Annotated in this window: 9 protein-coding genes; 1 reads left to right on the top strand and 8 read right to left on the bottom strand. The window is 70.2% G+C overall.

Features of this window, described 5'->3' with window-relative positions; genetic code table 11:
• Positions 1-317: 317 nt before the first annotated feature.
• Positions 318-2,027 carry a methyl-accepting chemotaxis protein gene (locus tag L1Z78_RS00890; RefSeq protein ID WP_234639709.1) on the top strand — a complete coding sequence of 570 codons (1,710 nt, stop codon included), beginning with the start codon at positions 318-320 and terminating at the stop codon, positions 2,025-2,027.
• Here the strand turns inward: L1Z78_RS00890 and L1Z78_RS00885 are convergent.
• From L1Z78_RS00885 to L1Z78_RS00850, 8 genes are all read right to left on the bottom strand, one after another.
• A complete protein-coding gene (locus L1Z78_RS00885; RefSeq protein WP_234639708.1) occupies positions 1,970-2,962 on the bottom strand; it encodes a porin in 993 nt (330 codons plus the stop codon). The two genes, L1Z78_RS00890 and L1Z78_RS00885, sit on opposite strands and share 58 nt — an antisense overlap.
• Before the next feature lie 288 nt (positions 2,963-3,250).
• Entirely contained in the window at positions 3,251-4,495 is a 1,245-nt protein-coding gene (locus tag L1Z78_RS00880; protein WP_234639707.1) for a Fe-S oxidoreductase, read from the bottom strand.
• 13 nt (positions 4,496-4,508) lie between these two features.
• Positions 4,509-5,573 carry a homocysteine S-methyltransferase family protein gene (locus L1Z78_RS00875; RefSeq protein ID WP_234639706.1) on the bottom strand — a complete coding sequence of 355 codons (1,065 nt, stop codon included), beginning with the start codon at positions 5,571-5,573 and terminating at the stop codon, positions 4,509-4,511.
• 67 nt (positions 5,574-5,640) lie between these two features.
• Positions 5,641-6,279: a helix-turn-helix domain-containing protein gene (locus tag L1Z78_RS00870; protein WP_326491961.1), complete on the bottom strand. Its 639-nt coding sequence runs from the start codon at positions 6,277-6,279 to the stop codon at positions 5,641-5,643.
• A 77-nt stretch (positions 6,280-6,356) separates the two neighbouring features.
• Positions 6,357-7,442, bottom strand: a complete 1,086-nt coding sequence (locus L1Z78_RS00865) for a hypothetical protein (protein ID WP_234639705.1) — start codon at positions 7,440-7,442, stop codon at positions 6,357-6,359.
• Positions 7,443-7,499: 57 nt separating this feature from the next.
• A complete protein-coding gene (locus tag L1Z78_RS00860) occupies positions 7,500-8,642 on the bottom strand; it encodes an NAD(P)/FAD-dependent oxidoreductase (RefSeq protein ID WP_275444435.1) in 1,143 nt (380 codons plus the stop codon).
• A 145-nt stretch (positions 8,643-8,787) separates the two neighbouring features.
• Positions 8,788-10,239 (bottom strand): efflux transporter outer membrane subunit, encoded by a 1,452-nt coding sequence (locus L1Z78_RS00855; protein WP_234639703.1) that lies wholly within the window; start codon positions 10,237-10,239, stop codon positions 8,788-8,790.
• Positions 10,232-13,441 carry an efflux RND transporter permease subunit gene (locus L1Z78_RS00850; protein ID WP_234639702.1) on the bottom strand — a complete coding sequence of 1,070 codons (3,210 nt, stop codon included), beginning with the start codon at positions 13,439-13,441 and terminating at the stop codon, positions 10,232-10,234. The genes L1Z78_RS00855 and L1Z78_RS00850 overlap by 8 nt, the downstream gene beginning before the upstream one ends.
• Positions 13,442-13,444: the final 3 nt, after the last annotated feature.

Below are 13,444 nucleotides of genomic sequence, written 5' to 3'. Positions count from 1 at the left end.
ATCCGGGACGTGAAAACCAGAATCTTCCTCATCCACGGCCCGGGGCCATCCTGCGATCACCCGCGGCACACCCCTGGCCTGGCGGGCACACGCCATGGCCATCCCTAGCCGCGAGCGCCGCCCCGGCCGGGTCTGCCGGACCTCTGGCTGGTTTCCCCCATAGACGGGCGCAACGCGCACGCCCGCTCTGCCCGCGCACGCCTCCGGCTCCTGAATGTTCCCGCCTGTGTCCACAGGCCGGGCGGCGGTCGGGCTGCGCCCGGGCATTCCCCTCTTCGTCGACCCCCATGCCCGAGGCCGGGCCACGGACCTTCGCCATGCAAGCCTTTCGCAACCTCCGCATCTCCGCCAAGCTGCTGCTGGCCTTCGCAGCCGTGCTGCTGCTGACCGCCTTCCTGGGCCTGTACGCCATCGTTCAACTGAACAGGATCAACCAGGCATCGACCGAGATCGCCACGCGGTGGATGCCATCCTCGCGCCTGTTGCTGGACATCCGTGCGGCCGTGGCGCGCTACCGCGTCAACGAACTGCAGCATGTGATCTCGGAAGTGGACAGCGAGATGGCCGGCTTCGAGACGGTGCTGGACGCGCTGTGGCAGCGCGTCCAGGACGACCATGGCCGCTATGCGCGCTACGCCATCACACCGCAGGAGCAAGCCGACCATCGGGCGCTGGGCGAACTGCTGGCGCGCTATGCCGGTGAGCATCCCCGGATCATGCAACTGTCGCGCAGCCTGCATACCAGCGAGGCCATGACCGTCATCCAGGGCGAGTCGCTGCAGATCAGCCGCACGCTCTACGAGCTCGTGGACCGCATGGTGCAGGCCAACCAGGACGGCGCGGCACAGGCCAACCAGCAGGCCAATGCGCTCTACGCCAGCGCGCGCAACTGGGTCACGGGCCTGCTGGTGTGCAGCGTGGCCCTGGGCCTGGCACTGGCCATGGCGATCGCGCGCCTCATCTCGCGCCCCTTGAACGATGCGGTCAAGGTGGCGCAGGCGGTGGCCAGCGGCGACCTGACCAGCCGCATCGAGGCACGGGACCGCGACGAGACCGGGCAACTGCTGCAGGCCCTGCACCGCATGGACAGCAACCTGGGACAGATCGTGCACCAGGTGCGCATGAGCACGGACTGCATCGCCACGGCATCGAGCGAGATCGCATCGGGCAACGACGATCTGTCCGCGCGCACCGAACGGCAGGCCAGCTCGCTGGAGCAGACGGCCGCCTCCATGGAGGAGCTGACCTCCACCGTGCGCCAGAATGCCGACAACGCCCATCAGGCCAACCAACTGGCCCTGTCCGCCTCCGCCGTCGCGACCCGGGGCGGCACGGTGGTCTCGCAGGTGGTGGACACCATGGACGCCATCCATGCCTCCTCGCGCCAGATCTCCGACATCATCGGCGTCATCGACGGCATTGCCTTCCAGACCAACATCCTGGCGCTGAACGCGGCCGTGGAGGCGGCGCGCGCGGGCGAGCAGGGCCGTGGCTTCGCCGTGGTGGCCGGCGAGGTGCGCACGCTGGCCCGGCGCAGCGCCGAAGCGGCCAAGGAGATCAAGCGGCTGATCGAGGACTCGACCGGCAAGGTCAGCACCGGATCGGCCCTGGTCCAGCAGGCCGGCCAGACCATGCGGGAAATCGTCAGCAGCGTGCGCAACGTGACCGACATCATGGGCGAGATCACGGCCGCCAGCCGCGAGCAGACGGCAGGCCTGGAGCAGATCAATCAGGCCATCTCGCAGATGGACCAGGTTACCCAGCAGAACGCGGCCCTGGTGGAGGAAGCGGCTGCCGCTGCCCACTCCCTGCAGGAACAGGCCTACGGCCTGCAGCAGGCCGTGAGCGTCTTCAGGCTGGAGCGCGGGGTGGCGCTGGAAGCGCTTCCGGCCAGCCCCGCCCCGCCGGCCCTGCCCGCGGCCCGGATCTCGGCCGAGGCCGGCGGGACATGCACTGACCCGGCGCCCGCTCAGAACGCGTGGGCCATGCCCACGCCGAAGGCCGTGCGCGAGCTCTGGCGCTCGTAGCGCTGGTGGCCCAGGCTGGTGTAGAGCATGGTGCGCTTGGACAGCTTGTACTCGGCGCCTAGCGACAGCATGTTGTTGGTGTCACGATCCAGCCGCTGGCGCGCATAGCTGGCCTTGAGCGTGGTGGCGCCGATGCCATAGGTCGCGCCCAGCGAGACCATGCGCGACTTGTCGGGCCCGTTTCCGGGGGTGCCGGCCGTGCCCGACTTGCTGCGGTCATAGGCCAGCATCACGGCCGCCGCGCCGAAGCGGTACTTGCCCCCCATGTACAGGTCGGTATCGCCGCTGCCGTTGCGCTCGTGCGCCAGCATGGCCGCCACCGCGCCCTGGTCATAGTTCACCGACACCGAGCGTGCACGGCCCTGGCGGCCCGGCGCCTCGGTGCGCTCGGGCGAGGCGCTCAGGTGCACGGAGAAGCCGCCGAACCTGGGCGAGTCGTAGAACACGCCGTTGGACATGCGGCCGTACTCGGGCGAGCCATTGTTGCTGGCGCGGTCCGTGGGCGTGAGGTAGTGGGCCATGTGCCAGGCCGGCGAGGCGATGCGGTTGAAGTTGGACCAGGGGTCGAACTGCCACTCCTGGCTCCACATCGCGCTGAGCGCGCGGCCCAGGCGCAGATGGCCCCAGGCGCCCTGCAGGCCCACGGTGGACTCGTCATGCCAGAAGGGCTTCTTCGGGTAGTCCTCGGTCAGGCCCGTGTCCAGGTCGAAGCGCGTGCTCAGGCGGAACGTGGCCTTCAGGCCGCCACCCAGGTCCTCGAAGCCGGCAATCGCCAGGTTGCTGCGCTGAATCGTTCCCAGCTTGCTGGTCTTGTCGTAGTCCCGGAACACGCCGGCATCAAGGTAGCCGCTGATGGTCACATTGGATTGGGCCGCGGCGGGCAGGGCCGCCGCAAGCGCGAGAGAGGCAAGGGTCGAGCGGGAGGTACAACGCATCCTGAATGGGTTCCTGGATTGAGGGATGGCACAACACCGGCGCGGCCTGCAGGCCTGCGCGAACGGCGACGGGGGCGGCCACGAGGGCGTGGCTGGAAAGGTGCGCGGCGGGCTGGTGGCTTGCTGCGACTTGAAGGCAGCCAGGATGCAGATCGCGGCATGATCACCGCACATCCGGGCCGAAGACGTCATCCGCGCAGATGGCGGGCAACAGGCGGCATTATGAAAGCAGGGGCCGGCGATGACCACGCCACCGTCAGGCCCGGTCAGTTTCGTAACAGGCCCGCTTCAGCGCATGCGCTCCATGCGCGCCACGCCCCACAGCCGGTTCATCTCGGTGCAGAACGGCTGGGCGCAGGGCGCGCGGCCCTCGTACTGGCAGCCTGGCGTGGTGCATAGATGGGACTGGTGTTCGCGGCGCTCGCGCGGCAGCACCCCCGAAGCCTGCGCTGCCGCCATGTGCAGCCACGGGTCGCCGCGCTGCTGCAGCAACTGCTGCATTTCCTGGGCCAGTGCCGGCGACAGGGAGGTCAGGCCCGCAGGCGCCGCCAGCGATACCCCGGACTGGCGCAAGGGCTGCAGCTCCAGCAGCAGCAGGGCGCTGGTGCGCAAGGCATCGGCGCCGCGCGGCTGCACCACCACGGCCATCGGCCCCGAGGCCAGGGATTGCAGCGAGGCATCCAGCGGCAGGCGCAGACCCGGCTCGGACACCTTGGGCACGGGGACAGGGGCAGCGGCGCCCGCGGATGGCATCGCCGACGCCGATGCCATCCGGCCGGGCTCCGTGGCCGCCAGCGCGATGGCCGCGCCCTGCGCCTGGGCCCAGGCCTGGGGTACCTGCAAGCTCAGTGTGAAGCCGCGCTCACCCTGGGGCGTCAGCAGCGTGCCCTGCTGCACCCACCAGGTCTGCAGCGCGGGCAGGGCCTGGCCCGCGCGCACCGCAAGGCCGGCAGACAGGCCCGCGCCTTCCCCCGCCTGCGGCGCCAGCCCGGAGCCGGCCAGCAATGCATCCACCACCTTCCCCTTGGCGGCGGCCATCGGCACGGCCGGGGACGATGGCGCCTGCGGTGCGGCACCTGCCGGGGTCGCTGGCGTGGAGGGCGGTGCTCCAGCCTGTGACGCCACGGGCCGCGATCCCGCATCCAGGCTGCCGGCCGCCAGCGCCTGCATCAGCGCCGCCGAACCCGGCTGGGCCGCGAGCAATTGCAGGGCCTGGCCCTGCTGCGTGCCCACCTGGGCCAGCAAGGCCTGCAGCAGCCGGCCCAGCGCCTCGGACACACCGGTGGCCGGCCACTGCGGGGCTGGTGCACCGGGACTGGCCTGGACCTGGCGCGCCAGCTGGGCCACCAATTGCTCGAAGGCCTGCAGGCGCAGGCTTTGCAGCATCTCGGCCGACCAGCGCACCGCCGTGGCGGCAGGCGGTGCCTGCGGCGGGATGGCGGCCTGGACAGGCGGCACCCCGCCTGCGGCCGGCGGCATGCCCACCGGCGCAGGCGATGCCACGCCGTTGGCGGCAGGCGCAACGGGTGGCATCGGAGAGCTCACATCAGGCCTCGGCGGGGTAGAACAGGCGGCGCGTGGGCGTGCTGGTCACGGCCTTGGCGATGGCGCCGATATGGTCGGGCGTGGTGCCGCAGCAGCCGCCGACGATGTTGACCAGCCCCTCGGCCGCGAACTCGTGGACCAGGCGGCTGGTGACCTCGGGCGTCTCGTCGAAGCCGGTGTCGCTCATGGGATTGGGCAGGCCGGCATTCGGGTAGCAGCTGATGAAGGTCTCGGGCGCGGCCTTGTTCAGCTCCTGGACATAGGGGCGCATCAGCGCCGCGCCCAGGGCACAGTTCAGGCCGATGGACAGCGGGTTCGCATGGCGCACGCTGTGCCAGAAGGCGGTGACGGTCTGGCCTGACAGGATGCGGCCCGAAGCATCGGTCACCGTGCCGCTGATCATGATGGGCAGGATCTGACCGCTTTGCTCGAAGGCCTCGTCCACGGCGAACAGCGCGGCCTTGGCGTTGAGGGTGTCGAAGATGGTCTCGACCAGGATGACGTCGGCGCCGCCCTCGATCAGTGCCAGCGTCTGCTCCAGGTAGGCCTGGCGCAGTTGCTCGAAATTCACGTTGCGCGCGCCCGGGTCGTTCACGTCGGGGCTGATGCTGGCCGTCTTGGGCGTGGGGCCCAGGGCGCCGGCCACGTAGCGTGGATGCCCGGGCGTGCTGTACTTGTCGCAGGCCGCGCGCGCCAGCTGGGCGCTCTTGAGATTCATCTCCCAGGCCAGGTCGGCCATGTGATAGTCCTCCTGCGCGATCGTGGTGGCGCCGAAGGTATTGGTCTCGATGAGGTCGGCGCCGGCCGCCAGGTATTTCTCGTGGATGTCGCGGATCACGTCGGGACGGGTGAGCGACAGCAGCTCGTTGTTGCCCTTGACGTCATGCGGGAAGTCCTTGAAGCGCTCGCCCACGCTGCCGGGGCCCGTGTAGCCCTCGCCCCGGTACTGGGCTTCGCCCAGCTTGAAGCGCTGGATCATGGTGCCCATGGCGCCGTCGAGGATGACGAGGCGCTGGGCAAGGGTGGCGGGAAGCTCTTTGGCGCGGGTGTACTGGGGCAGGCTCATGGGCGCAGATTGTAGGAACTCCAGGCAGGCCGTGCCCGCAAAGAGGAATCCCCTGCACGCGCCAGCGTCAGGAACACACGGAAACCACCTGGGCGGGCTGGCGGCTCAGGCTCACGTAGACGTGGCCCACGCCGCTGTCGAAGTAGGCGACCTCGTGGCGGCCCAGCTCCACCGATTCGCCGTTCTCGAACAGGATGCGCACCCGCCCGGACAGCACCATCACGAATTCCTGGCCGGGATGGCGGATGGTCTCGGAGAAATCGCCGGCCTCGCGCGCATTGATCACTGCCACCAGGGGCTGCATCTTCTTGCCCGGGAAGGCGCCGCACAGCACGCTGTAGACGTACTGGTCGGTCTCGTAGCCCTGCACGTCCGCGAAGCGGTCCTTGACCACGGTGGGCGCGTCCGGCGCCGCCGGCGCATCGCCGACCATGAACAGCCGCGTCATGTCGATGTCCAGCGCGCCGCCGAGCTTGAGCACCTTCTCGTAGCTCAGCGCGATCTGGCCGCGTTCGGCCTTGGAGACGGTGGACACGGCAAGGCCGCTGCTTTCGGCCACCTGCTGCAGCGTCAGGCCGCGCTCCTTGCGTGCCTTGCGCAGCTTGGCGCCCACCTCATGCTTGCCCGCCGGCAGGGCGGCTGCCGTGCGGGCGCCCGGCAGCACGGCGGCGAGGACGGGGTCTGGCAAGGGGCGGGGTCTGGGCATGAAACGGGCGGATCGGGGCTGGCGACCGCACGATTCTAGGGCCCCTCATGCGTGGCCCGGGACACACGGGCAGCGGCTCAGGTGCCGCGCAGATCGGGCCGGGGCGCCTGCCCGCGCCCCAAGCGCAGCCAGCCGGCCAGGGCACAGGCCATGAGCGCGAAGCCGATGTAGCCATACACCGGATAGACCATGCCCACCAGCGTGATGAAGCCCGCGAAGCTGCCGCCCAGCGCGGCCACGCCCGCCACGGCCGTGCTCCAGCGAAAGCGCGGCGTTCCGGCCGGCACCATGCGTGCGACGAAGGCATAGAGCATGCCCACGGCCGTGTTGAGGATCATGCCGAAGATGACCAGGGACATGAGATGCCCCAGCCAGGGCGCGATCTGCGTGGCCAGCGACAGCATGGGCATGGACAGGCCGCCCAGCGTGTCCATGCGCCAGACCATGGCGGCCGTGATCAGGAACATCAGCAGACCCAGCAGCAACCCGCCCGCCACGCCGCCCCACAGCGCCACGCGGCGCGAGCTGGCCTGGCCGCCCATGATCACCAGGAAAGGCATGCCGGCCACCACGTTGTAGGAGACGTAGAGCAGCGCCGCCACCAGCCAGTGGCCCGCACCCCGGGGCTGGGCTGCGGCGGCGGCCTCCAGCGCGGCCATGTCGGCATGGGGTGTCACCAGCACATAGCCGGCCACCAGCACGGTCATCAGCATCAGCAGCGGCGTGACCGCGCCGATGAAGGCGATCACCCGACCCACGTCGAGGCAGACGATGAGCACCGTGGCCACGGTGGCCAGCACACTGCCCCAGACCTCGGGCAACCCCAGCCACTGGTGCAGCAGCGAGCCCGCGCCGGCCAGCATGACCACGGTGATGGCGAACAGGAAGAAGGTGATCAGCACATCGAACACCAGGCCCGCATGCCGGCCCAGCAGGGCCTGCACCACCTCCTTGTGCGACTCGGAGCGCAGGCGCTGGCCCATGGTCGAGAACGCCATGGACAGGAAGACGAAGGCCAGCCCGGCCACCAGGCAGCCCAGCAGGCCGATGGCGCCAAAGCCCGCGAAAAACTGCAATATCTCCTGCCCCGAGGCAAAGCCCGCTCCGACGATGACGCCGACGAAGGCGCCGGCAATCCTGCTCACTTCCTTGAATGCACCCATGTCTGTCTCCTTGTGGTTATGGTGTCCGGGGCTGAAAAGGCGAAGGGAAAAGGCCGCTCAGGCCGAGAAGCGCGCCGGGCTCAGCCGCGCGGCGTCGACGCCCTGGGCCAGCAGTTCGCCAGGCAGCGACTCGTGCATCAGCAGCGCGGCGGCGGCGGCCGACGCGCCAGCCGCCGTCTGGATGCCGTAGCCGCCCTGCCCGGCCAGCCAGAAGAAGCCCTCGCGCCGCACATCCCAGCCGATGACGAAGTCGTCGTCGGGCGCGAAGCTGCGCAGCCCGGCCCAGACATGGCGCGGCCGGCGGATGCGCAGGCGGGTCAGGGACTCGATGCGGTCTATGCCGATGGCCACGTCCAGTTCCTCGGCCACCACGTCGTGCGGTGCCACGGGATCGGCGTTGGCGGGCGAGCCCAGCAGTTGGCCCGCGTCGGGCTTGAAGTAGAAGCTCTCGTCCACGCCGACCACCGCGGGCCAGTCATGGATGGCCTCGCCCTCGGGCGCGGCAAAGGTGAAGGCCGAGCGGCGCCGGGGCTCGATGCCCAGGGCCTGGGCACCGCACAGCCGCGCCACGGCATCGGCCCAGGCGCCCGCGGCATTGACCACGGCGCGCGCGCGCACCCGGGTGCCATCGTGCAGCGTCAGTGACCACAGGCCCTGGCCATCGCGCTCGGCGCCCGCCAGTTCGGCACCGCAGCGCAGGCGGGCGCCGGCGCGCGCCATGCCGCGCAGGAATCCCTGGTGCAGCCCGGCCACGTCGATGTCCATGGCATCCAGGTCATGCACGGCGCCCGCGAGCTGCGCCTCATCCAGGCAGGGCACCAGGGCGCAGGCCTGGCGCGCATCGATGCGCTCGGCGCGCAGGCCGTCGCGGCGGTACATGGCCAGGGCGTCATCGAGCTGCGCCTCCTGGCCGACCGTTCCCACGTAGAGCACGCTGCGCGGCTGCAGCAGCGCGTGTTCGCAAAAGCCTTCGGGCGGCGCGTCGTAGAAGGCGCGGCTGGCCCGCGTCAGCGCGCGGATCTGCTCGGTGCCATAGCTTTCCATGAACATCGCGGCCGAGCGGCCCGTGGCGTGGTAGCCGGGCTGCGGCTCCCGCTCCAGCACCAGTACCGAGGCGCCCGCCCCTGCCAGCCGCCAGGCCACCGAGGCGCCGGCCATGCCCGCGCCGATCACGGCGAAGTCGAGAACTTGGTTGTCCATCATCGATCACTCATTTTTTCCGATAAGAAAATTATCCGATAAGAAAAAAATGAGGCAAGCCCTCCGATCTCCTGGTTTTCACCGGGGCGGGACAGAAACAAAAAAGGACGGCATCGGGCCGTCCTTTCCGCGCAGGCCAGGGTCTTCAGGCCGGCGGCCCCTTCCCCTCCCAGCCGCCGGCCAGCGCCTGGTACAGGCCCACGGCCGCGCGCAGGCTGCGCGCCCGGCTGTCAGCCGCCGCGTCCTGGGCCGCGTACAGGTCGCGCTGCGCGTCCAGCACCTCGTACAGGCCCACGCTGCCCAGGTGGTAGCGGCGCAGGGCCAGTTGTTCGGCGCGCTGGCGCTGCTCGGCCGCCTGGGCCAGATGGGCATCCTCGGTGCGCGTGCGCTGCAGGCGCACCAGGGCGTTCTCCGTGTCCTCCAGCGCCAGCAGCACCGCCTGCTGGTACCGGGCCAGCGAGGCCTGTGCGCCGGCCTCGCTGGCCGCGATGCGCGCCCGCACGCGGCCCACGTCGAGGAAGGACCAGTCCACGCCCAGGAAGACGCTGCTGGTGGCGCTGCCGCCTTCGAACAGCGAACCGCTGTGCAATGCCGTGCTGCCCAGCAGCCCGCCCAGCGACAGGCGCGGGAACAGGTCGGCCGTGGCCACGCCGATGCGTGCCGTGGCCGCGTGCAGCCGTGCCTCGGCGGCGGCCACGTCGGGGCGGCGGCGCAGCAGGCCGGCCGGGGTGCCGGGGTCGATGGACGAGGGCAGTCCGGGCAGGGCCGCAGGCGCATCCAGCGACGCGATCAGCGCCTCGGGCACCTGGCCCGTGAGCACGGCAAGCCGGTGCTGGGCCACGGCGATCTGCGCCTGCAGCGCGGGAATGCGCGAGCGCGTGGCTTCCAGCTGGGCCTGGGCACGGGCCAGGTCGAATTCCGTGCCGCTGCCATGCGTCAGGCGCAGTTGCACCAGGCGCAGCGTGTCGTTCTGGTTGGCCGCGTTGGCCTGGGCCAGGCGCAGGCGCTGCTGCCAGCCGCGCAGGTCCGTGTAGCTGCCTGCGACCTGGGCCGCGATGGCCACCTGCAGGGCCGCGAGGTCGGCCGCATCGGCACGCAGGTCGGCCTGGCGGGCCTCGATGTTGCGGCGCACGCGGCCGTAGAGGTCGATCTCCCAGCTCGCGCTCAGGCCCGCCGTGTAGCTGCGCTGGCTGCGCGGCCCGTAGAGGGCCTGGCTTTCGCTGAACTTTTGCTGCGTGGCCTGGCCCGACAGGGTGACCGTGGGGATCTGGTCGAAGCGGCTTTCGCCGAGCAGCGCCTGGGCGCCGTCCAGCCGCGCCAGGGCCAGACGCAGGTCCTGGTTGGCATCCAGCGCCTGCTCGACCAGCTGCGTCAATTGCGGGTCCTGGAACTGGCGCCAGAACGCCGCATCGGCCGCGGCCTGCGGCACGGCCTGCTCCCGGTCTCCGGGATCGGCAGGCTCGGCCCGCGCGAACCGGGCACCGGCATCGGGCCACACGGGCGCCTTGAAGTCGGGGCCGACGGCACAGCCCGCCACCAGAGAGGCCGATGCCAGCGCCAGCGCATGACGGCCCAGGGATTTGCGTAGTTCAGACATGGTGTGGCTCCGGGGAGGCAGGGGATGCCGGCAGGGCCGGCGCGGGGGCCGGTGGATGCGAGGGCGCATGGCCCGTCAGCGCGCGGCCCGACAGGCGGCGCAGCGTGACGTAGAACACCGGCGTGAGAAACAGGCCGAACAGGGTCACGCCCAGCATGCCGGAGAACACGGTCACGCCCGTGGCTGCGCGCACCTCGCTGCCGGCGCCACTGCCGATCAGCAAGGGCACGGCGCCCGCGATGAAGGCGATCGAGGTCATGACGATGGGGCGCAGGCGCAGGCGGCAGGCCTGGAGCGCGGCATCGACGATGCCCAAGCCGCGCAGCTCCAGCTCACGCGCGAACTCCACGATCAGGATGGCGTTCTTGCAGGCCAGGCCCATCAGCACCACCAGCCCCACCTGCACGAAGACGTTGTTGTCCCCGCCCGCCAGCCAGACCCCGAACAGCGCCGCGCAGATGCACACGGGCACGATGAGGATGACGGCCAGCGGCAGCGTCCAGCTCTCGTACAGCGCGGCCAGCACCAGGAAGACCAGCATCACGGCGATGACGAAGACCACGGCCGCCGCGTTGCTCTGCTCGACCTGCTGGTAGCTGAGATCCGTCCAGGCCAGCTCGATGCCGCGCGGCAGCGTGCGCTGCGCGATCTCCTGGAGCTTGGCCAGCACCTCGCCCGAGGCCAGCACGCGCGGATCGGAGTCACCGATCAGGTCGGCCGCCGGAAAGCCGTTGTAGCGCAGCACCGGATCAGGCCCGAAGCTGGGCACCACGGTGACCATGGAGCCTATGGGCACCATCTCGCCGCGCGCGTTGCGCGTGCGCAGGCTGGCGATGTCCTCCACGGCCTGGCGGTGGTCGGCGTCGGCCTGCAGCATCACGCGCCAGACACGACCGAAGGCGTTGAAGTCGTTGACATAGACCGATCCCAGATAGGCCTGCAGCGTCTGGAACAGGTCCGTCAGCGCCACGCCCTGGGCCTTGGCCTTGGTGCGGTCCACCTTGACTTCCAGCTGCGGGATGTTGGACTGGTAGCTGCTGACCGGATAGGTCATGCCCGGTGTCCTGGCGATCTCGGCCTGGAAGGCCTGCAAGGCCTGTTGCAGCGCCGCGTAGCCCAGGCCCGCGCGATCCTGCAGGAACAGCGAGTAGCCCGAGCCGTTGCCCAGCCCCTGGATGGGCGGCGGCATCAGCGCATAGGCGAAGCCACCCTCGATCTGCGCGAACCTGGCGCCCAGCTCGGCGTTGATGGCCTCGGCGCTGCGCGTGCGCTCGCCGAAGGGCTTGAGCATGATGTAGGAACTTGTCAGATTGGGCGTGGTCGTGGTCTGCAAGGCATTGAAGCCGGCGAAGGCCGCCACCTTGTCCACGCCCTCCACGCTGTGGGCCAGCTCCACGATCTGGCGCGTGACCTCGGAAGTGCGCCCCAGCGAGGCGCCCTCGGGCAGCTTGGCGCCGCCGAACAGGTACAGCTTGTCCTGCAGCGGGATGAAGCCACCGGGCACGGCCTGGAACAGCACGGCCGTGCCGGCCAGCAGCGCCGCATAGACCGCGAACACCAGGCCACGGCGGCGCAGCGAACGGCCCACCGATTTCTCGTAGCTCCGGGCACTGCGGTCGAAGAAGCGGTTGAAGGGCCGGAAGAACCAGCCCAGCGCGCGATCGATGCCGCGCGCCAGCACATCGCGCGGTGCGCCGCGCGGCTGCAGCAGCTTGGCGGCCAGTGCCGGCGACAGGGTCAGCGAGTTGATGGCCGAGATCACGGTGGAGATGGCGATGGTCACCGCGAACTGCTTGTAGAACTGGCCCGTCACGCCGCTGAGGAAGGCCATGGGCACGAAGACCGCGCACAGCACCAGGGCGATGGCGATGATGGGGCCCGAGACCTCCTTCATCGCCAGGTGGGCCGCCTCCAGGGGGGTGTGCCCCTCCTCGATGTAGCGCTCCACGTTCTCCACGACGACGATGGCGTCGTCCACCACGATGCCGATGGCCAGCACCAGGCCGAACAGGGTCAGGGTGTTGATCGAGTAGCCCAGCAGGTACAGGCCCGCGAAGGTGCCGACGATGGACACGGGCACGGCCAGCAGCGGGATGATGGAGGCGCGCCAGGTCTGCAGGAAGACGATGACCACCAGCACCACGAGGATGACGGCCTCGATCAGCGTGCTCTGCACGGCCTTGATGGAGTCGCGCACGAAGACCGTCGGATCCCAGACCGTCTCGAACTGCACGCCCTCGGGCAGATCCCTGGACAGGCGCTGCATGGTGGCATAGACCTCTCTGGCCACGCCCAGCGCATTCGCCCCCGGCGACAGGAAGATGCCGACGGCCGCCATCTGGCGGTCGTCGCTGAGCGAGCGCATGGAGTAGTCGCTGGCGCCCAGCTCGATGCGCGCCACGTCGGCCAGGCGCACGATCTGGCCGCCCTCGCCGCTCTTGAGCACGATGGAGCCGAACTCCTCGACCGTCTTCAGGCGGCCGCGCACGTTGATGGACAGCAGCTTGTCGGCCCCCTTGGGGCTGGGCTCGGCGCCCAGCTGGCCGGCGGAGACCTGGATGTTCTGCTCGCGGATGGCACCGATCACCTCGGCCGCCGTGAGCTGGCGGGCCGCCACCTTCGCCGGGTCCAGCCAGACCCGCATGGCGTAGTCACCCGCACCGTAGAGCGCGACCTCGCCGATGCCGGGGATGCGCGCCAGCTCATCCTTGATCTTGAGCGTGGCGTGGTTGCGCAGGTACAGCGCGTCATGCTGGCCATTGCGGGAGGTCAGGCCCGCATACATCAGGGGCGTGGACGAACGCTTTTGCGTGGTCACCCCGTACTGGCGCACTTCCTCGGGCAGGCGGCTTTGCGCCTGGCTCACGCGGTTTTGCACGCGCACGGCCGCCGTGTCGGGGTCCACGTCGGCGCGGAAGGTCGCCACGACCTGCAGGCTGCCGTCCGAGGCCGCGACCGACTTCAGGTAGATCAGGCCCTCGACGCCGTTGATCGCCTCCTCCAGCGGCACGGCCACCGACTCGGCGATCTCCTTGGGGTTGGCACCCGGATAGGTGGCGCGCACGACCACGCTGGGGGGCACCACCTCGGGGTACTCGCCCACGGGCAGCTGCGGTATCGCGACCAGCCCCACGGCGAACAGGATGATGGACAGCACGACCGCGAAGATCGGCCGGTCTATGAAGAACTTGGAGAAATCCATGGC

Source organism: Delftia tsuruhatensis (assembly GCF_903815225.1).
Taxonomy (GTDB): Bacteria; Pseudomonadota; Gammaproteobacteria; order Burkholderiales; family Burkholderiaceae_C; genus Comamonas; species Comamonas tsuruhatensis_A.
Note: the sequence above shows the minus strand (reverse complement) of the source record. Positions and strands in the feature narration are given on the sequence as shown.

Excerpts from the sequence above, each read along its gene's own strand:
- L1Z78_RS00890 (WP_234639709.1), top strand. The coding sequence starts at position 318 with ATGCAAGCCTTTCGCAACCTCCGCATCTCCGCCAAGCTGCTGCTGGCC.
- L1Z78_RS00885 (WP_234639708.1), bottom strand. The coding sequence starts at position 2,962 with ATGCGTTGTACCTCCCGCTCGACCCTTGCCTCTCTCGCGCTTGCGGCG.
- L1Z78_RS00880 (WP_234639707.1), bottom strand. The coding sequence starts at position 4,495 with ATGCCACCCGTTGCGCCTGCCGCCAACGGCGTGGCATCGCCTGCGCCG.
- L1Z78_RS00875 (WP_234639706.1), bottom strand. The coding sequence starts at position 5,573 with ATGAGCCTGCCCCAGTACACCCGCGCCAAAGAGCTTCCCGCCACCCTT.
- L1Z78_RS00870 (WP_326491961.1), bottom strand. The coding sequence starts at position 6,279 with ATGCCCAGACCCCGCCCCTTGCCAGACCCCGTCCTCGCCGCCGTGCTG.
- L1Z78_RS00865 (WP_234639705.1), bottom strand. The coding sequence starts at position 7,442 with ATGGGTGCATTCAAGGAAGTGAGCAGGATTGCCGGCGCCTTCGTCGGC.
- L1Z78_RS00860 (WP_275444435.1), bottom strand. The coding sequence starts at position 8,642 with ATGGACAACCAAGTTCTCGACTTCGCCGTGATCGGCGCGGGCATGGCC.
- L1Z78_RS00855 (WP_234639703.1), bottom strand. The coding sequence starts at position 10,239 with ATGTCTGAACTACGCAAATCCCTGGGCCGTCATGCGCTGGCGCTGGCA.
- L1Z78_RS00850 (WP_234639702.1), bottom strand. The coding sequence starts at position 13,441 with ATGGATTTCTCCAAGTTCTTCATAGACCGGCCGATCTTCGCGGTCGTG.